The 18,563-nt window shown below is 72.8% G+C and carries 15 protein-coding genes; 8 read left to right on the forward strand and 7 right to left on the reverse strand.

Annotation, left to right across the window (positions count from 1 at the left end; translation table 11 throughout):
- Positions 1-4 precede the first annotated feature (4 nt).
- Together LO931_RS17235 and LO931_RS17240 are read right to left on the reverse strand one after the other, a co-directional pair.
- Positions 5-2,167 (reverse strand): choice-of-anchor I family protein, encoded by a 2,163-nt coding sequence (locus tag LO931_RS17235; protein WP_229055092.1) that lies wholly within the window; start codon positions 2,165-2,167, stop codon positions 5-7.
- 103 nt (positions 2,168-2,270) lie between these two features.
- Positions 2,271-2,882, reverse strand: a complete 612-nt coding sequence (locus LO931_RS17240) for a vitamin K epoxide reductase family protein (protein ID WP_229055093.1) — start codon at positions 2,880-2,882, stop codon at positions 2,271-2,273.
- A gap of 84 nt (positions 2,883-2,966) precedes the next feature.
- On the opposite strand from LO931_RS17240, the gene LO931_RS17245 reads away from it, so the two are divergent.
- On the forward strand, positions 2,967-4,439 hold the full coding sequence (locus LO931_RS17245) for an NAD(P)/FAD-dependent oxidoreductase (protein WP_229055094.1): 1,473 nt from the start codon (positions 2,967-2,969) through the stop codon (positions 4,437-4,439).
- 63 nt (positions 4,440-4,502) lie between these two features.
- Here LO931_RS17245 and LO931_RS17250 read toward each other — a convergent pair whose 3' ends face one another.
- Together LO931_RS17250 and LO931_RS17255 are read right to left on the reverse strand one after the other, a co-directional pair.
- Positions 4,503-5,288, reverse strand: a complete 786-nt coding sequence (locus tag LO931_RS17250; protein ID WP_229055095.1) for a DNA-formamidopyrimidine glycosylase family protein — start codon at positions 5,286-5,288, stop codon at positions 4,503-4,505.
- A 24-nt stretch (positions 5,289-5,312) separates the two neighbouring features.
- On the reverse strand, positions 5,313-9,854 hold the full coding sequence (locus tag LO931_RS17255) for an ATP-dependent helicase (RefSeq protein WP_229055096.1): 4,542 nt from the start codon (positions 9,852-9,854) through the stop codon (positions 5,313-5,315).
- Positions 9,855-10,178: 324 nt separating this feature from the next.
- Here LO931_RS17255 and LO931_RS17260 point away from each other — a divergent pair, with 324 nt between their 5' ends.
- On the forward strand, positions 10,179-11,186 hold the full coding sequence (locus LO931_RS17260) for a DUF3048 domain-containing protein (protein ID WP_229055097.1): 1,008 nt from the start codon (positions 10,179-10,181) through the stop codon (positions 11,184-11,186).
- Positions 11,187-11,218: 32 nt separating this feature from the next.
- On the opposite strand, the gene LO931_RS17265 is transcribed toward LO931_RS17260, so the two are convergent.
- A complete protein-coding gene (locus LO931_RS17265; RefSeq protein ID WP_229055098.1) occupies positions 11,219-11,872 on the reverse strand; it encodes a TetR/AcrR family transcriptional regulator in 654 nt (217 codons plus the stop codon).
- Between the two features lie 134 nt (positions 11,873-12,006).
- On the opposite strand from LO931_RS17265, the gene LO931_RS17270 reads away from it, so the two are divergent.
- Entirely contained in the window at positions 12,007-12,519 is a 513-nt protein-coding gene (locus LO931_RS17270; RefSeq protein ID WP_229055099.1) for a hypothetical protein, read from the forward strand.
- A gap of 149 nt (positions 12,520-12,668) precedes the next feature.
- On the opposite strand, the gene LO931_RS17275 is transcribed toward LO931_RS17270, so the two are convergent.
- Positions 12,669-13,481 carry a MerR family transcriptional regulator gene (locus LO931_RS17275; RefSeq protein WP_229055100.1) on the reverse strand — a complete coding sequence of 271 codons (813 nt, stop codon included), beginning with the start codon at positions 13,479-13,481 and terminating at the stop codon, positions 12,669-12,671.
- 18 nt (positions 13,482-13,499) lie between these two features.
- On the opposite strand from LO931_RS17275, the gene LO931_RS17280 reads away from it, so the two are divergent.
- The 3 genes from LO931_RS17280 (at position 13,500) to LO931_RS17290 (ending at position 16,094) form a co-directional block, all read left to right on the forward strand.
- On the forward strand, positions 13,500-14,060 hold the full coding sequence (locus LO931_RS17280) for a YqgE/AlgH family protein (protein ID WP_229055101.1): 561 nt from the start codon (positions 13,500-13,502) through the stop codon (positions 14,058-14,060).
- A gap of 76 nt (positions 14,061-14,136) precedes the next feature.
- A complete protein-coding gene (locus LO931_RS17285) occupies positions 14,137-14,409 on the forward strand; it encodes a DUF3039 domain-containing protein (protein ID WP_229055102.1) in 273 nt (90 codons plus the stop codon).
- The gene (locus LO931_RS17290; protein ID WP_229055103.1) at positions 14,406-16,094 is read left to right on the forward strand and encodes a DEAD/DEAH box helicase; all 1,689 of its coding nucleotides are present in this window, start codon (positions 14,406-14,408) and stop codon (positions 16,092-16,094) included. Before LO931_RS17285 ends, LO931_RS17290 begins: the two co-directional genes overlap by 4 nt.
- A gap of 1 nt (position 16,095) precedes the next feature.
- Here LO931_RS17290 and LO931_RS17295 read toward each other — a convergent pair whose 3' ends face one another.
- Positions 16,096-16,698, reverse strand: a complete 603-nt coding sequence (locus tag LO931_RS17295; protein ID WP_229055104.1) for a TetR/AcrR family transcriptional regulator — start codon at positions 16,696-16,698, stop codon at positions 16,096-16,098.
- Positions 16,699-16,831: 133 nt separating this feature from the next.
- On the opposite strand from LO931_RS17295, the gene LO931_RS17300 reads away from it, so the two are divergent.
- Both LO931_RS17300 and LO931_RS17305 read left to right on the forward strand, forming a co-directional pair.
- Entirely contained in the window at positions 16,832-17,386 is a 555-nt protein-coding gene (locus LO931_RS17300) for an NADPH-dependent FMN reductase (protein ID WP_229055105.1), read from the forward strand.
- 55 nt (positions 17,387-17,441) lie between these two features.
- A complete protein-coding gene (locus LO931_RS17305) occupies positions 17,442-18,479 on the forward strand; it encodes an LLM class flavin-dependent oxidoreductase (protein WP_229055106.1) in 1,038 nt (345 codons plus the stop codon).
- Positions 18,480-18,563: the final 84 nt, after the last annotated feature.

Consider the following 18,563-nt stretch of genomic DNA (forward strand, 5'->3'; position numbering starts at 1 on the left):
GTCGTCACCCGTCGGTGCGACGTCGTCCGGCGGCCGTCGCGAGCCCGGCTCCGACGACAAGGAGCGTGAGCGCGGCGACGATCATCCACTGGTCGAGCTCCGAGCCGGTGCCCGGCAGGTTGCCCGAGGCGCTGGTGCCCGAGCCGCTGCCGGTCCCGGTATCGGCACCCGGCGCTGCCGTCACGGTGACGGCGACCGTGGCGGTGCCGGACGGACCCGCCACCTGCAGCGTGTGCGCCCCGGCCGGGACCGTGGCCGGGACGGTGACCGAGAAGGCGGCGGTCCCCGCAGGCGTCGCGGTGACCGTGCCGAGGGCCACGGGATCGGAGAACAGCGTCAGGGCCAGCTGCTCGCCGCCCTCCGCGCCGGTGACGTCGCCGCTCAGCGTGCCGCCGGCCTGGACCGTCGGGCTGTCGAGCGTCACCGCGAGCGGGGTGGGCTCGGGCTCGACGAGGTCCGAGACCCCGAAGAACGTCGTGGTGCCGGAGACCTCGTTGCCGACGATCACCAGCGCCTGCCCCGTGGGCGAGTCCGCGGCCTTGACGAACGTCAGGCCCTCCGGCCCGAGATCGCCCGCGGAGGCCAGGACGGCCGCCGGGTCCGCGGCGTCCTCGAGCGACCCCTCGGCCGACACCGTGAAGTCACGGTTGTTCAGGTAGGTGACGTACTCGGCGTTCGCCGGGTCGGTGATGTCGTACGCGATCACGCCGCCCACGCGCTCGAAGCCGATGAACGCGTACGTGCGGTCGCCGACCGTGCCGATCGTGAGGTTCTCGGGCTCGGGGCCCTTGTCCTCGCTGCGGCCCTCGAAGTTCGACTCGGTGTGGTTGGAGTTGAAGTACTGCGGCAGCACGCGGGCGACGGTCTCCTCGAACTCCTGGCCGGAGTCGAAGACGAGCGTGCCGTCGGTCGACCAGATCGAGAACGAGCGCCCGCCGAAGGAGTACAGCTCCTGGTAGCAGGTGCCCGCCTCGTTGAGTCCGTTCGCCGTCGTGACGTTCAGGCGGCCCAGGGCGGCGTCGCCCTTGGCGGCGGCGGCCGGGACGCCCTCGCAGATCGGCGGGACGCCGTTCTTGCCGAGGTCCTTGGCACGCAGGCCCTCGACGTAGTCGCCCCACTCGCGGGCGTCGCCCTCGTTGGCCGTGACCAGGTAGGTCGAGCCGGCGGCCTCGTAGGCGTTGATGCCGTCAGGCATGTAGATGCCCTTGACCGGCCAGGTGCCGATGTTCACGCCACCGTCGCGGTCCGAGGGGTCCAGGCCCTGGCCGGGGAGGGAGTGGTCCTTGAAGCCGAGCGGCCAGATCTCGTCGACGGTCGCGGTGGCCAGGTCGACGACCGCGACGGCGTTGGCCTCCTGCAGGGCCACGTAGGCCGTGGCGCCGTCGGGATCGATCGCGACGTACTCGGGCTCCAGGTTGCGCGAGACCGGGTTGCCCTCCTCGGGCGTCGGCCCGAACACGCGGACGTCCTCGGGCAGCGTCTTGGTGCCACCCTCCTCGAAGTCGTGGAACGTCGCCGTCCGCACCGCCTCCTGGCTGGGTGCGGCCAACGTGCTCGGCAGGTCGACGACGCCGACCGAACCCTCGGGATCGACGAGGAAGTCGTCGTCGGGCTCACCCTCGTTCGCGACGACGGCGCGCGTGCCGTCGGGCGAGATCGTGACCATGTCGGGCAGCGCGCCGACCTGCACGGTGCCGAGCACGTCCAGCGTGGCGGCATCGGCGAACAGCAGCCAGCCGGCGTCGGTCTTGGTGGGCGACTCGATCGCGGCGACGATCAGGCCGTCGGCGCGGATCGCCAGCGAGTTCGCGGCGGCACCGGACTCGATGGCCTCGGCGTCGGAGGCGACGATCGAGCCGATCTTGGTCGGCGCGGTCGGGTCGGAGGCGTCGAGGACGTCGATCTCGCCGGACAGCGCGTTCACGACGAAGGTGCGATCGGTCGCGGCGTGGAAGGCGACGATCTCGGCGGCACTCTCGTCGAACTGGCCGGTGCCGAAGGTGCCGAGCACCTCGAGCGAGATCTCGGCGTCGTCGGCGGAGTCGGTGTGCACCGGCACGGCCGCGTGGGCGGCGCTCAGGAGCGTGAGGGGGACGAGCAGGGCCGTGGCCGTGACCAGGGCCCCGAGCCGGCGTCGGGGCGCCGGGCGGAGGGGGGAGAAGGGCATGGGCGGGAACGTAGGGAGTCGCGGTGACCCGACGGTGTACGCCGGGTGACCCGCCGGTGGCTCCCGGGTGTCAGACCTGTCAGGGCCCTGTCGGGCCCCGACGTCAGGCCCAGAGGGTGGTGCCGAACTGGAACCAGATCAGGCTCGCGACGACGACGTACCAGAGCGCGATGATGAGGACCCGCCACTCGGTCACGAAGCGGGCGACACCCGACCCGGGGCGGTACTCCTGCAGCACGTGTCCGATCGAGACGACGAACATCGGGATCATCATGAGCCACACGACCATGCAGTACGGGCACAGGACCTGGATGTCGTAGATGCTCTGGCTCTGAAGCCAGGTCACGAAGCCGATGCCGAACGTGGTGCCGACCGCGATGCCGGCCCAGAACCATCGGGGCAGGACCGTACCGGTGGCCAGCAGGATGCCGAGCATCACGACGATGGTGAAGCCGACGATGCCCATCAGCGGGTTGGGGAAGCCGAAGACCGAGGCCTGCCACTGGTTCACCACGCCGCCACAGCTCACGAACGCGCTGAGGTCGCAGGCCAGGGCCTCTTCGGGGTTCTCGAGCAGATTGACCTTCTCGATCGTCAGGATCAGCGCGGCGGCGAGCGAGATGCCGCCGGTCACGATCAGGAAGATGCCGTAGCCGCGCAGGCCCTCGCGGGGGGCGGTGGTGGGGAGCGCGGCGGCCTGGTCGGTGTCGGTCACGCGCACAGTCTAGGCAAGGACGGTGACAACCGGACATACCATCGGTATGGTGACATTCGCAGTGTCACATCGAAGGAGCGGCTCATGAGTGCTGACCACGTCGACGTCCTGATCGTCGGGGCCGGACTGTCCGGCATCGGTGCCGCGCACCGTCTCCGCGAGATCTCGCCGAGCTCCTCGTTCACGATCCTGGAGGCGCGCGACCGCATCGGCGGCACGTGGGACCTGTTCCGCTACCCCGGCATCCGCTCCGACAGCGACATGTACACGCTGAGCTACCCGTTCCGGCCCTGGACCCATCGCAAGTCCATCGCCGACGGGTCCGACATCCGCCAGTACATCGAGGACACGGCGCTGGCTGACGGCGTGGTGCCCCACATCCGCTTCGGACACCGTGTCGTGCGGACCTCGTGGTCCAGCGACGACGCCCGGTGGACCGTGACCGCGGACGGTCCGGACGGACCGGTCACCGTGACGGCGTCGTTCGTCTACTTCTGCAGCGGCTACTACTCCTACGACACGGCCTACACCCCGGAGTTCCCGGGACTCGACGCGTACGCGGGCACCGTCGTGCACCCGCAGTTCTGGCCCGACGACCTCGACGTCAGCGGCAAGCGCGTCGTCGTGATCGGCTCCGGCGCCACCGCGGTGACGCTGATCCCGTCGCTCGCCGACCAGGTCGAGCACATCACGATGCTGCAGCGCTCGCCCACCTTCATCACGAGCCTCCCGCAGGAGGACGCCCTCGCGGGTCTGACCCGGCGGCTGCTGCCCGACGGCATCGCGCACCGGATCACGAGGTTCCGCAACGCCTCGGTCGCGGTGGGCTTCTACGAGTTCTGCCAGCGGTTCCCGAGGCTCGCGCGCAAGATCCTGCTGGCCAGGGCCCGCCGCGCGCTGCCGGAGGGCTTCGACGTCGACACCCACCTCAACCCGAGCTACGACCCGTGGGACCAGCGCCTGTGCATCGTGCCGAACGGCGACCTGTTCCGCGCCCTGCGGCACGGCCGGGCCGACATCGCGACGGGACACATCGCCCGCTTCACCGAGGACGGCATCGAGCTGACCGACGGCACCCACCTGCCCGCCGACGTGGTCGTGACGGCGACGGGCCTGCAGCTCGTCACGTTCGGCACGGCCGAGATCGAGGTCGACGGCCAGGTGCTCGACCCGCACGAGCTGTACGTCTACAAGGGTCTGATGTTCAGCGGCGTGCCGAACCTCGCCTGGTGCGTCGGCTACACCAACGCGTCCTGGACGCTGCGGGCCGACCTGACGTCGCAGTACGTCGCGAGCTTCGTCGAGCACCTGCGGTCGACGGGCCGCCGCTTCGGCTCGCCGCACCCGGACGGTCCCGGTGGTGACGAGCGCCCGCTGCTCGACCTGACCTCGGGCTACGTGCAGCGGGTCGCGTCTCTGCTGCCGAAGCAGGGCACGAGCCGGCCGTGGACGATCCGCCAGAACTGGTGGCTCGACTCGATCGACCACCGCCGCACCGACCTGGACGAGGCCATGGTCTGGGACACCGCGCCCGCCAAGGCCCCCACCGCCGTCTGACCCCTCGCGAGAGACTTTGTCACCGCTCGCGAGCGAGCTTGTTGCCTGCGGCGAGCGAGCTCGTCACGCCGACGGCTGGCAGTGCGGGCACCAGAAGGCGTTGCGCTCCTGGGTCGGCACGTCGCCCAGGTCGGCGTCGGCGATGCGGGTGCCGCACCGGCGGCACGGCTTGCGCTCGCGGTGGAAGACCCACCGCTCCTGACCGGGCCGGGTGCTGCCCGTGAAGGAGCGCTCCCAGCGCGTGGAGTTGACGCGGATCATCTGCTGGCCGCGCACGATCATGCGCCGCAGGTCGGGCACCCCGGCGACGGAGGTCGTGGGACGCACGCCCATCACGAACAGCAGCTCGTTGACGTACTCGGTGCCGAATCCGGCGAGGTTGCGCTGGTCGAGCAGGGCCGAGAACACCTGCCGCTCGGGAGCGGCGGAGAGTCGGGCCAGCGCCTCGTCGAGGTCCCAGTCGGGGCCGAGCAGGTCGGGGCCGAGGTGCCCCACGACGGTGTGCTCGGCGTCGCGTGGCACGAGGTCGACCATGCCCAGCCAGAAGCCGACGGCCTGCGTCTCGGCGGTCTCCAGCACCACGCGCGCCGAGTGTGCGGGTCGCTGCCACGCGGTGCCGTGCGGGTGCACGTGCCAGACCCCCTCCATGCGCAGGTGGGTGTGCAGGGTCCACGGCCCGATGCGGGTCAGCAGGTGCTTGCCACGACTGACGGTCTCGTCGACCACCAGGCCGGTGAGGTCGGCGGTCGCGTGCTGCGGGACCCGGAGGTCGGAGACGGTCAGCACCTGGCCCGAGAGCCCGCGGTGGAGCTTCTCGGCGGTGCGGAACACGGTGTCGCCCTCAGGCACGGCACGCTCCGTGGTGGTAGGTGGTCATCGGAGCTGCAGGCCTTTCGGGTGGGCCTTGAACCCGGCGGCGCTCATGGCCTCGCCCAGGGCGGTGCCGCCGACCGTGCGGTCGTCGACCGTCTCGACGCGGAGGCGCCCGACGCGGCCGGTGCGCCCGAGGTCGGCCAGGGCGGCGGCGGCCGCGGTGAGGTGCGCGGGGTCGTCGGTGAACGTGAGGATGCGCCGGGCGCCGCGCTCGACGTACGCCACGAGGGCGCCGTCGTGCAGCAGCACCAGCGATCCGGCGCGCCGCGACGGACGGTGGGTGCTGTCGGCGGCGGCGAGGGTCTCGGGCCAGGCCAGGGCTGCCCCGAACGGCTGGGCCGGGTCGGTGGAGGCCAGCGCGTAGGCGGGTCCGCCCGACTCGTCGTCGCTCTCGCGGACGTGGGAGCGCAGCACGTCGATCGTCGAGGTGGCGGCGAACTGCGCGGCCCCGAGCCCCTCGACGAACATGCCGCGCAGCACGGCGCCGCGGTCCTCGGACTCACGCAGCACGCGATAGACGTCGGCGAACCCGCCGGGCACCTGCTCGGCCATGACGGCGCCGCGGGTGAGCACGCCGTGGCGGGCGACGAGCAGCTCGGCCCGCGTGACGGCGCGGCGGGTGGGGTCGACCGGGTCGTCCGGAAGGGCGAACCAGCGACCGGCCAGGGCCGGGGGCGAGGCCGGCCGGAGCGCCCGGGCGTTGAGCCGCCGGGGGCGCCCGGTCGGTCGGGCGCGGGTCGACCCGCGGCTGCCCGACCGGGACCGCACGGGGGCGAAGGAGTCGTTGGAGACGAGCCCGGCCCAGGCGAGGTCCCACAGCACGTCGGCCGCCTGGATCTCGGGATCGTCGAGCTGGGCCGTGAGGTCGGTGAACCGGAACGCGCCACCGGCGCGCAGCCGCTCGAGCACCGCCGTGTGCAGGTCGGAGAGGTCGAGCTCGAGGGGATCGTGCAGGCCGGTGAGGTCGGCCGGGAGCAGCCGGAGCCAGCCGTCGGTGCGACCGAGCGTGCCCGCGCCCATCCAGGCGACCTCGCCCTCGGCCAGGAGCGTGTCGAGCATCGCGGGGGAGTAGTCGGTGACCCGCGCCGGGAGCACGACGGACTCCCAGGCGCTGGCCGGGAGGGCCACGCCGGCGAGCTGGTCGATCGTGTCGAGCAGCCCGGTCTCGCCCCGGCGACCGCGATCGAGCCCGTGCCAGCCCGGCAGGAAGCGCACGAGGGTCGTCGCGTCGACGGGCTCGACCTGGCGTCGGGCGGCCGCGAGGCTGCGGCGGCGCAGACGACGCAGGATCTCGGCGTCGACCCACTCGGTCCGATCGGGGCCCGCGGCGTCGTCGGCATCGGTGCGGAACTCGCCCTCGACCAGACGGCCGTCGGCCGTGAGCCGCTTGAGGACGTCGCGGACCGGGCCGACGCCGAGGCCCCACCGAGCGGCCAGGGCCGTGGCGGAGAACGGTCCGTGGGTGCGGGCGTGCCGGGAGACGAGGTCGCCCAGCGCGTCGGCGGGCGGCTCCAGGTGCGCGGCGGGCACCCCCAGCGGCAGGGCGACGCCGAGCGCATCACGCAGCCGACCGGCGTCCTCGATGACGGCCCACATGGCGCGGCCGCCGACGTTGACCTCGATGAGGCGCCGCGACTCCTGCAGCTCGGCGAGCCAGGCGGGGGCCTCGGACGGCTCCGTGCTGCGCTCCTGCACCTCGTCGGCCGGGATGGGGCCGAGGCGGCGGACGAGGTCGGCGACCTGCTCGGGGTTCTTGGCCCGGAAGTCGGTGGCGGTGCGCTGCAGCTCGGCCTCGACCTCGCGCACGACCTCGGGGTCGAGCAGGTCGCGCAGCTCGGCGCGGCCCAGCAGCTCGGCCAGCAGGCCGGAGTCGAGCGAGAGGGCGGCGGCCCGGCGCTCGGCCAGCGGGGCGTCGCCCTCGTACAGGAAGGCGGCGACGTACCCGAACACCAGGTTCTGGGCGAAGGGCGAGGCCTTCTCGGTCGTGACCTCGACGAGCGCGACGCTGCGGTCGTCGACTCCGCGCATCAGGCGGGTCAGCGACGGGAGGTCGTAGACGTCCTGGAGGCACTCGCGGGCCGTCTCGAGCAGGATCGGGAACTCCGGATGGCGCCGGGCGACCTCGAGGAGCTGCGACCCGCGCTGGCGCTGCTGCCACAGGGGTGCCCGCGAGCCCGGGTTGCGGCGCGGCAGCAGCAGGGCGCGCGCGGCGCACTCGCGGAACCGGGCGGCGAACAGGGCGGAGCCGCCGACCTCGGCCGTGACGATGCGCTCGAGCTCGTCCGGGTCGAACGCGAACAACTCGGCGAGCGCCGGTGCGGCGTCGCCGTCGAGGTCGGGCAGGCGCGCGACGATGCCGTCGTCGGACGCGACCACGGCGCCGTCGAGGTCGTAGCGCTCCCGGATGCGGGCCGCCACGGCCAGGGCCCACGGAGCGTGCACCCGGCGGCCGTACGGCGAGTGCAGCACCACGCGCCAGTCACCCAGCTCGTCGCGGAACGACTCGACCACGAGGGTGCGGTCAGTGGGCACGACCCCCGTGGCCGCGCGCTGCTCGGCGAGGAAGGCGTCGAGGTTGGCGGCCGCGCGGTCGTCGAGCAGCGGCGAGTCGTCCGCCGCCCTCGAGCCGCCGCTCCCACCCGCGGCGCGCTCGCGCACCGCCGCGCCGATGGCCTCACCGAGCTCCGGCGAGCGACCCGCTGCGTCGCCGCGCCAGAAGGGAAGCCGCGCGGGCAGCCCGGGAGCGGGCACGACGATGACCCGGTCGTGCGTGATCTCCTGCACGCGCCAGCTCGTGGCGCCCAGGGAGATGACGTCCTGGATGCGGGTCTCGTAGACCATCTCCTCGTCGAGCTCACCGACCCGGCGCGGCGCGGGGCGCGACGCGGTGGACTCCTCGTCGACCGGGAGCACGACCGAGAACATGCCGCGGTCGGGGATCGTGCCGCCGTTGGTGACGGCCAGGCGCTGCGCGCCGGGGCGCCCGGTGAGCGTGCCGGCGTCGCGGTCCCACACGACCCGGGGCCGCAGCTCGGCGAAGTCCTCCGACGGGTACCGGCCTGACACGAGGTCGAGCACCGCCTCGTAGACCCGGCGCGGGAGCGAGGCGAACGGCGCGGATCGCCGCACCGTGGTGAACCAGTCCTCGACGTCGATCGGCTCGAGCGCGCAGGTGGCGACGGTCTGCTGGGCGAGGACGTCGAGCGGGTTGGCGGGCACGCGGAGCGCCTCGATGGCGCCGGCCATCATGCGCTCGGCGGTGACCGCGGCACTGAGGAGGTCGGTGCGCGAGGTCGGGAACACGACACCCTCGGAGAGGGCGCCGACCTGGTGGCCGGCGCGGCCCACCCGCTGCAGCCCGGAGGCGACGGTGGGCGGTGAGCCGACCTGCACGACGAGGTCGACCGCGCCCATGTCGATGCCGAGCTCGAGGCTCGACGTGGCCACGACGCAGGGCAGGCGTCCGGTCTTGAGGTCGTCCTCGATGAGGGCCCGCTGCTCCTTGCTGACCGATCCGTGGTGGGCGCGGGCCACCAGGTCGAGCGTGGCGTCGGCGACGCCCTTGGACTGGTTGCTGCCGCCCGAGACCTGGGCAGGTGCGCGGCTGTCGGCGCCGGGGTCGCGGGCGTTGCCCTGGCGGTCGGCCCAGGCCTCGTTCAGGCGCGAGGTGAGCCGTTCGGCGAGCCCGCGCGAGTTGACGAAAACCAGGGTCGAGCGGTGCGCGAGCACGAGGTCGAGCACCTGCCGCTCGACGTGCGGCCAGATCGTGCCGGACGGACTGTCCTCGTCGATCGCGGGGATGTCGGTGAGGTCGTCGACGGGCACCCGCACGTCGAGCGAGAGGTGGCGGGGCGACGGCGGGGCGACGGTCTCGACCGGGCGTCCGCCCCCGAGGAAGCGCGCCACCTCGTCGGCCGGGCGCACCGTGGCGCTGAGTCCGACGCGGCGGGCCGGCCGCTCGAGCAGGGCGTCGAGCCGCTCCAGGCTGAGGGCGAGGTGGGCGCCGCGCTTCGTGCCGGCCACGGCGTGCACCTCGTCGACGATGACGGTGTGGACGTCGCGCAGCGACTCCCGAGCGGCGGAGGTGAGCACGAGGAACAGGGACTCCGGCGTCGTGATGAGGACGTCCGGGGGATGGGTGGCGAGTCGTCGGCGCTCCTGCTGCGGGGTGTCGCCGGACCGGATGCCGACGCTGACGTCGACGACCGTCTCGCCCTCCCGCGCCGCCGTGCGCGAGATGCCGACGAGGGGCGACCGGAGGTTGCGCTCGACGTCGACCGCCAGGGCCTTGAGCGGTGAGACGTAGAGCACCGACGTGCCGCGGGGCGGGGCGTCCTTCGGACGGGGTTCACGGTGCAACAGCTGGTCGATCGCGCTGAGGAAGGCGGCGAGCGTCTTGCCGGAGCCCGTCGGGGCGACCACGAGCAGGTGGCGGTCGTCGGGGGCCGTCCAGGCGGCCTCCTGCGCCGCGGTCGGCTCACCGAGGCTCTCGCGGAACCACGCACGGGTGGCGGGCGCGAAGCGGGCGAGCGGATCGGACACCCCGCCATCGTTGCAGCGCCCACCGACATCGCACGGCGGGATGGTGCTCGATCCCGTCGCCCAGGGCCCGGCACCCCCGCCGCCGCGCGGGCGGTGAGATACCGACCTCTGGCGTGGTCGGGCGGTGAGATAGCGACCTTTCAAGGACTCCGGAAGGTCTATAAGTCACCGCCCCCGACTCCGGAAGGTCCATAAGTCACCGCCCCCGCTCCGGGAGGTCGATACGTCACCGCCCCGCGGGGGCGGGTGCGCACCGAAGGCATCGGGCGGGGGCACCGCGTGTCCCGGCGGGATCGGCGGGGCGGATTTGGCATGCTGTGCGGCATGAAGCTCCGCCTGCTCGCCCTGCTGATGTCCCTGACCCTCGTGGCCTCCGCGTGCAGTGGTGGCGACGAGGAGCCGAAGGACGACAAGGAGTCGACCAAGGGCGAGAGCACGACCGTCACCCAGGTGTCGCCCCTGACGGGCCAGGAGTTCGCCGGCGGCGCCCCGCCCACCAACCCGGTGTTCGTCGTGAAGGTCGAGAACAGCAAGTCCGGCTCGCCGCAGTACGGCGTCAACCAGGCCGACCTGGTCGTGGAGGAGATGGTCGAGGGCGGCATCACCCGCCTCGCCGCCCTGTACTACTCGACGCTGCCGAGCAAGATCGGCCACGTGCGCTCCCTGCGCGGCACCGATGCGGGCATCGCCGCCCCCGTCGCCGCGCACGTCGTGGCCTCGGGCGGAGCCGGCCCGGCGTACAGCGTGATCAACGCCGCGGGCCTGACGACCTACACCGAGGACAACAACGCGCCCGGCTTCTCGACCGACTCGGCCAAGAAGCGGCCGTACAACCGGCTCCTCGACCTCACGGCCGTCGCCTCCCAGGCCTCGGCGACCACGATCCCCGGTCCGTACTTCCAGTTCACGCCGGCCGGCGAGGCGCCGGCCGCGCCTGCCGGGGCGAGGCCCGTCACGAGCGGCAGCGTGACGTTCTCGAGCAGCCACACCACGAGCTTCGGGCTCGTCGAGGGCGGCTGGGCGCGCACCAACGGGTTCGCGGCTCCGGGCGAGGAGTTCGTCGCGAACAACCTCGTGGTGATCTACGCCCCCGAGCGCGACGCCGGCTACAAGGATCCCGCCGGCAACCGGGTGCCCGAGACGATCTTCGAGGGCAGCGGATCCGGCCTCGTCGTGATCGGCGGTCAGGCGGTCGACGTCACCTGGACCAAGCCCTCGCTGGGCAGCACCGTGACGTTCGCCGACTCGGCGGGCAACCCGGTCACGATCCCGGCTGGCAAGACCTGGATCGAGCTGGTCTCGCAGGACCGCGGGTCGGCCACCTTCCAGTAGCCGCTCGGCCGAGCAGCTGCTCGGCCCGGTACCTACTCCGTGACGAGCTGGCCGAGCGTGCGCAGGCCCGCGAGGATCACGATGATCGCCTCCTCGACCCGGGCGCTGGCCTGGTCGGGATCGCTGGAGTCGGCGACGAACTCGGCCGAGGAGCGGATCGCTCCGTAGAAGACGGCGGCGAGGGCCTCGCGATCGACCTCGACCGCGCCGATCGTGTCGACCAGGCGGTCCACGACGTCCTGGATGAAGCCCAGGGACGCGGCGCGCTCGGCCTCGGTGAACGCCTCGTGGCCCAGGGCGACGGGCGCCTCCTGCATGCAGATGCGGCGGAACTCCGTCTCGCGGCTGACGTCGAGGTAGGCACGCAGCCCGGCCTGCGCCTGCTCCCACGGATCGGACTCGGTCTCGAACGCCGAGCGGATGCGGCGGATGGCCGACTCCTGCAGCTCGGTGAAGACCGCGTCGAACAGCGCGAGCTTGCTGGGGAAGTGGTGGTAGAACGCGCCCTTGGTGACGCGAGAGGCCGCCACGACCTCGTCGAGCGAGGTGCCGGCGTACCCGTGGTCGGCGAACAGCCGGGTCGCGCTCTGCACGAGGGCCTTCTTGGTGCCCGAGGAGTAGCCCCGCCCGGACGCCTTGCCCGAGGCCTTGCGGGCCGCGCGCAGGACCTTGGCCGGATGAGTCATGCCTCACATCCTAGGGGGACGGTCCACCCGTGCCGGGGATCACATGGGTCTCACATGGCCTGACCTGCACAAATGCGCCATACTCAGAGTACGTACTATCGGTACGTACTCCCCCCGACGAAAGGATCGCGACCATGACCTGGGATGCCTACCACCGTCGCAAGTCCATCGTGGCCGACGTCCTGGCCATCGCCGACGCCGACGCCACGGCGACCATCGAGTCCGCCCTGGCCTCCGTGCCGGGCGCCGACGAGGTCTACCCCGACCACCACCTGCTCCTGCTCGACGTCCAGCTCCGCTGGTCGTCGGCCCTCAGCACCCGGCTCGACCTCCTGGTCGGCGACGGCGCGGACACCCCCGAGATCGGCGTGATCAACGCCTGGATCGACACCGCCGCCGCGCTCCCCGGGGCTCGCCGCCTGCTCGACCAGCACCGCGAGTCCGACACGCTCGCCCGCGCGGTCGAGAAGGAGAACGAGTTCCTGGCCCGCGCCGCCGGCGTGCCCGCGATGTCGCCCGGCCTGGCCGGACGCGGCCGCGAGATCGTCGACGCAGCGCGTGACCAGTCGGTGCTGCCCGAGATCGTGCCGCTGCCCGTGGCACCCCCGAGCCTGTTGGAGCGGCTGCGCAACGCGCTCGCTGCCTGACCTGACCCCCGCGCCGCCGCTCTCCCTCGGCGGCTGCGGGAAGCGGACCCCCGACTGCGCCCATCTCCCTCCCGGGCGCGTCGGGGGTTCGTGCTGTCTGGTGCCCCCTTCGAGGCTCGCAAGCTCGCACCTCGGAGGGCGGGAGGCGGTCAGTCGTCGCGGGGCGTGGAGGCGAGGCGGAGCGTCTCGAGCTTGACCGAGAGCTCGTCGTCGATGGCGCCGCCGAGCTGCTCGCGCAGGATGGCCACCGTGACCTGGCTGGCGATCGGCAGCAGGCCCTCGGTGACGGCGAGGATGTGGTCCCAGCCCGACTCCGGCAGCCCGGCCACGAGGAACGGGTCGATGATCTCGGCGGAGACCGAGCGCACGAAGGCGTCGGCGACGATGCGCAGCTGGGTGCGCATGAGCGGGTACAGGCTGATGACCGTGCTCGGGTCGAGGCCCAGGTTCACGACCGTCGCGCCGATGCGCACGATCTGGGGCTGGAGCAGCTCGACGTTGTGCTCGTCGATCCAGCGCACGAGCCCGAGGGCGGCGAGGTCGTCGATCAGGCGGTTGTCGTGGTCGACGCCGGCGAGTGCGGCCAGTCCGGCGCGTGTCATGATCTCGGGCTCGACGTCGTGCGGCTCGTCGAGGATGCGCAGGAGGTCGAGGGTGTGCCCGGCGACCGACGGACGCGCCTCGCGGACGCTGGACTCGATCGCCTGCAGGGTGAAGCCTCGGTCCAGCAGCTCGCGCACGAGCTGCAGCCGCTGCACGTGCTCGCGGCCGTAGTAGCCGGTGCGGCCCTCGAGACGGGGCGGAGGGAGGATGCCGCGGCCGGCGTAGGCCCGCACGTTGCGTACGGTCATGCCCACGTGCCCCGCCAGCTCGTCGATCGTGAGCTCGACGTCGGCCGGCTGCGTCGTGGACGGCTCGCCCGCCGACGGTTCGGCGCCGGTTCCGGACGCGGGGTCAGCCATGCGGGCATCATAGAGGGCATGGACGGATGGCGAGGCCGGCTGCTCGTCGCCACCCCGGCGATCGTGGGTGGCGTCTTCGCCCGCAGTGTCGTGATCCTGCTCGACCACGACGGGGACGGCGCGCTGGGGGTCATCGTGAACCGCCCGCTCGAGTCCGAGGTGCACCACCTGCTCCCGGAGTGGAGCGGCTCGGTCACCTCTCCGACGCTGCTGTTCCAGGGTGGGCCCGTCGGCCTCGACTCGGCGCTGGCCGTCGGCGTGCTGGCCGACCCGGCCCCTTCGGCCGGACCTCCCGCCGGGTTCCGGCCGATGGCCGGACGCATCGGCCTGGTCGACCTGGACGGCCCGCCACCCGAGCCGCAGGCGTTCGCGGGCCTGCGGGTCTTCGCGGGGTACGCCGGGTGGGGCCCGGGCCAGCTCGAGGCCGAGGTGGAGGAGGGGTCCTGGCTCGTCCTGGATGCCGAGCCGGGTGACCTCATGAGTCGTCACCCCGACTCGCTGTGGCACGACGTCGTGCGCCGGCAGCCCGGTGACCTGCGGTTCTGGGCCACGCTGCCCGAGGACCCGAGCGAGAACTGACATCTCGCTCGATCTCGGTGCCGCCGACTTCGCCGAGTCGGCTGGAGTGGTCACCGCAGCCGCGTAGGATGCACGCGTGGGATTCTTCGGCCGCGGAACGCAGACCGTCCAGGACGAGCGCACTGAGCTGCGCGAGGACGGCGACCACGAACGCTTCAGTCACTACGTCCCCAAGGACGTGCTGACCGAGGCCATGGTGATGGGCACCCCCGTCGTCGCCCTGTGCGGCAAGGTGTGGGTCCCGAGCCGCGACCCGCAACGGTTCCCGGTGTGCCCGGACTGCAAGGAGATCTGGGAGTCGCTGCAGGACGGCAGCGGCGACGACTCCGGTCCCTCCGGCCCTGCGTGAGCACCCGACTCCGCGCCTGGCAGCGAGCCGCTTTCGAGGAGTACACCCGGCGACAGCCGCGTGACTTCATGGCGGTCGCGACGCCCGGTGCCGGCAAGACGACGTTCGCTCTGACCCTGGCAGCCGACCTGCTGCACCGAGGGGTCGTCGAACGGGTGGTCGTGGTGGCTCCCACCGAGCACCTCAAGGTGCAGTGGGCCCAGGCGGCGGCCGGGGTCGGCATCGCCCTCGACCCCACCATGGCCGGCGGCGGGGTGCTCGGCACCGACTTCCGCGGCTTCGCCGTCACGTACGCGGGCCTGGCCACCAACCCCACCGCCTACCGGGTGCGCATCGAGCACCGGCGCACCTTCGTCATCCTCGACGAGGTGCACCACGCGGGCGACGCGTTCACCTGGGGCGACGCGGTGCGCGAGGCGTGCGAGCCGGCCGCCCGGCGACTCTGCCTCACCGGCACGCCGTTCCGCTCCGACGACAGCTTCATCCCGTTCGTGACGTACGCCCCGGCCGACGACGGCACGCTCGTCAGCGTGGCCGACCACAGCTACGGCTATGGCAATGCCCTGCGCGACGGCGTCGTGCGTCCGGTGCTGTTCATGGCGTACTCGGGCGACATGCACTGGCGCACGCGGGCGGGCGACGAGATCCAGGCCCGGCTCGGCGAGCCGCTCACCCGCGACGCGACCGCGCAGGCCCTGCGCACCGCGCTCGACCCGAAGGGGTCCTGGATCCCGGCGGTGCTCACGGCGGCGCACCGGCGTCTCACCGAGGTGCGCCGCGACGTCCCCGACGCCGGTGGGCTCGTCATCGCCTCCGACCAGGACTCGGCCCGCGCCTACGCCCGCATCCTCGAGCAGATCACCGGCATCGCCCCGGTCGTGGTCCTCAGCGACGAGGCCGGCTCGAGCCAGCGCATCGCCGAGTTCTCGGCGGGCATGGAGCCCTGGATGGTCGCGGTCCGCATGGTCAGCGAGGGCGTCGACATCCCGCGTCTCTCGGTGGGCGTCTACGCCACCACGACCTCGACGCCGCTGTTCTTCGCCCAGGCGGTCGGCCGCTTCGTCCGGGCCCGCCGCCGCGGTGAGACCGCGACGATCTTCCTGCCGAGCGTCGCGGGCCTGCTGGGGCACGCCAGCGACCTCGAGACGATGCGCGACCACGTGATCGGGCGTCCGATCAAGGACGAGGACGACCTCTTCGCCGCCGAGGCCGAGCTGCTCGCCAAGGCGCAGGAGGCCGAGGCCGGGTCCGCCGAGCTGCAGAACCAGTACCAGGCGCTCGGCAGTCAGGCGTCCTTCGACAAGGTGCTCTACGACGGCGGCGAGTTCGGCTACGACGGTCTCGTCGAGGACGGTGAGGAGCTCGACCTCCTCGGCATCCCCGGGCTGCTCGAGCCTGACCAGGTCGCCGAGCTGCTGCGCCATTCGCGGCGCACGAAGGCCGCCCGGCCGAAGGTCGACGCCCAGACGCAGGAGGCGGTGCTGCACGAGCGCCGCAGCGAGCTGCGCCGCGAGCTCAACGGCCTCGTCGGTGCCTGGCACCATCGCACGGGCACGCCGCACGGGGTCACCCACACGCGCCTGCGCGACGCCACGGGGGGTCCGCCGGCCGCCTCGGCCTCGGTCGAGACGCTGCAGCAGCGCATCGACCTGGTGCGCAAGTGGGCCGTCCGCGCCAGCGGGTAGGTCAGCCTCCGGCGACGATGCGGCGGGCCAGGTCGAGCCAGCCGTGCAGGGCGCGCTCGGTGTCGATGCCGCGCGTGCGCAGCTCGTCGAGCACCCCGATCTCGAGCGGTGCCATCAGTGCGGTCGCCAGGAGACGGACGTCGCCGGTGACACCCAGCTGCGTCAGCAGGTGCTGCACGTGCTGGACGACGAACGACATCGCCGGAGCGGAGCGGCTCGGGCCGGTGCCCGCAGCACGCAGCAGGTCGGCGTGCAGCATCGTGGTCTCCAGGCGCGACAGGCCGAAGGCTTCGAGGCGTTCCCACGGCGGGGCGCCCGGGCCCAGCGGGGGTGGTCCGGAGATCACCTGGGCCTGCCAGTGCGTCTCGTTCTGATCGAGCAGCGCGATCATCAGGCCGGCGCGACTCCCGAAGCGGCGGAAGACGGTGCCCTTGCCGACCCCGGCGTGAGCCGCGACAGCGTCCATCGTCACGTCGTCGACGCCGCACTCGGCCACGAGCGCCTGCGCCGAGCACAGCAAGGCGGCCCGGTTGCGGGCCGCGTCGCTGCGCTCGCTCGCGGGCTCCCCGGCGAGGGGGAGCGGCAGGAGCGGCAGATCGGTCATCGAGTCTCACTCTAGGGCGGCGGTGGAGCAGGGGTCGTGGAATGTGACGTCCACTATACGGACCGCGGTCCGCTTACGTGCTACGGTACTAACCGGACCCAAGTCCGTTTCACTCAGAACCTCAGGAGCACCCATGTCCGAGAACACCACCCGCGTCGCCGTCCTCGTCGGCAGCCTCCGCACCGACTCCGTCAACCGCCAGGTCGCCGAGTACCTGCGCGACCACGCGCCGGAGGGCGTGACCCTCGAGCTGGTCGACGGCCTCGGCGAGCTGCCCTTCTACAACGAGGACATCGACGCCGGCGAGACCCCCGCGCCGGCCCAGCACGTGCGCGACGCGGTCGCCGACGCCGACGGCCTGCTCCTCGTGACGCCGGAGTACAACGGCACGATGCCGGCCGTGCTCAACAACGCGATCGACTGGCTGTCGCGCCCGTACGGCGGCGGTGCCATCACCGGCAAGCCCGTCGCCGCCATCGGTGTGACCCCGACCCCCTACGGCGGCGTGTGGTCGCACGAGCACGCGCTGAAGTCCGTCACGATCGCCGGCGGCGTCCCGCTGGAGGACGTCACGGTCTCGCAGACCTCGATCGACGTCGACGTGCTCGGCACCGAGGAGGTCATCGCGAAGCTGCAGGGCGCGGTCGACGCGATCGTGGCGTTCACGCCGGCGCCCGCCGCGGCCTGAGGCTCCTGGGAAGGTCTCACCCCCGTCCGTTGTTGTGACGGGGGTGAGGCTCTCCGTGCTCGATCTCGTCCCCGTCCGCACCGACCAGGGTTCGGGGGACGCCGTCCGGGCGAGCCTCGGGCTGGTCCGCACCGCCGACCGGCTCGGCTTCGACCGCTACTGGGTCGCCGAGCACCACAACATGCCGTCGGTCGCCGCCACCAGCCCGCCCGTGCTGATCGCGATGCTGGCCGCCGCGACCGAGCGGATCCGCCTCGGCTCGGGCGGCGTGATGCTGCCGAACCACGCACCGCTGGCCGTGGCCGAGCAGTTCGCCCTGCTGGAGGCCGCCTACCCCGGGCGCATCGACCTGGGCATCGGTCGCGCCCCCGGCTCCGACCCGGTCACGTCCATGGCCCTGCGTGGCGCCGCCGGTCGTGACGACTCCGACGTCCGGCTGTTCCCGCAGTACCTCGACGACGTCGTCGCCCTGATGGGGGCCGAGGGCGTCAAGGTGGCGGTGCCGACCCAGGCCGGGCGCGGCCCGTACATCCTCAAGGCCACGCCGGCAGCGGCCACGGTGCCGCGCCTCTGGCTGCTCGGCTCGTCGATGTACTCGGCGCAGCTGGCGGCCGAGAAGGGCCTGCCGTACGTGTTCGCGCATCATTTTTCCGGCCACGGCACGGAGGAGGCGCTCGCGTTCTACCGCAGCAACTTCCGCCCCAGCGACGTCTGCACCGAGCCGACCACGTTCCTCACCGCCAACGTGGCCGTCGCGCCGACCCTGGAGGAGGCGCGCGACCTCGCCCGGCCCAACGCCATGAACATGGCGCGCCTGCGGGGCGGGCTGCCGATGCAGCCACTGGCCCTGGCCGAGGACCGCGCGGAAGACCTGCCGCCCCAGCTGGAGGCGATCGTGGCGTCCTCACTGCGCCAGGGTGGCGTCGGTGAACCGGCCGCGGTGGCCGCACACCTGCGCGCCCTCGCCGAGCAGTTCGGGGTCGACGAGGTCATGCTCCACCCCATCGCCTCGGAGCACGTCGGCGTGGCTCCGGACGCGTCGCCGGCCCGGGAGCGCTCGCTCGAGCTGCTCGCGGCCGAACTCGCGTTCTGAGCGTCGTTCCAGGACTCGTCCGGCTCCGTCGGGGGTGGAAACCGCCCCCGACGTGCCCTAGCGTGACAGCGGCACTGTCACGAT

The organism is Aeromicrobium sp. Leaf350 (genome assembly GCF_916858655.1).
Lineage (GTDB): Bacteria > Actinomycetota > Actinomycetes > Propionibacteriales > Nocardioidaceae > Aeromicrobium.

Coding starts and splice junctions, on each gene's coding strand:
- LO931_RS17235 (WP_229055092.1), bottom strand. CDS start 2,167: ATGCCCTTCTCCCCCCTCCGCCCGGCGCCCCGACGCCGGCTCGGGGCC.
- LO931_RS17260 (WP_229055097.1), top strand. CDS start 10,179: ATGAAGCTCCGCCTGCTCGCCCTGCTGATGTCCCTGACCCTCGTGGCC.
- LO931_RS17300 (WP_229055105.1), top strand. CDS start 16,832: ATGTCCGAGAACACCACCCGCGTCGCCGTCCTCGTCGGCAGCCTCCGC.
- LO931_RS17265 (WP_229055098.1), bottom strand. CDS start 11,872: ATGACTCATCCGGCCAAGGTCCTGCGCGCGGCCCGCAAGGCCTCGGGC.
- LO931_RS17270 (WP_229055099.1), top strand. CDS start 12,007: ATGACCTGGGATGCCTACCACCGTCGCAAGTCCATCGTGGCCGACGTC.
- LO931_RS17245 (WP_229055094.1), top strand. CDS start 2,967: ATGAGTGCTGACCACGTCGACGTCCTGATCGTCGGGGCCGGACTGTCC.
- LO931_RS17275 (WP_229055100.1), bottom strand. CDS start 13,481: ATGGCTGACCCCGCGTCCGGAACCGGCGCCGAACCGTCGGCGGGCGAG.
- LO931_RS17295 (WP_229055104.1), bottom strand. CDS start 16,698: ATGACCGATCTGCCGCTCCTGCCGCTCCCCCTCGCCGGGGAGCCCGCG.
- LO931_RS17280 (WP_229055101.1), top strand. CDS start 13,500: ATGGACGGATGGCGAGGCCGGCTGCTCGTCGCCACCCCGGCGATCGTG.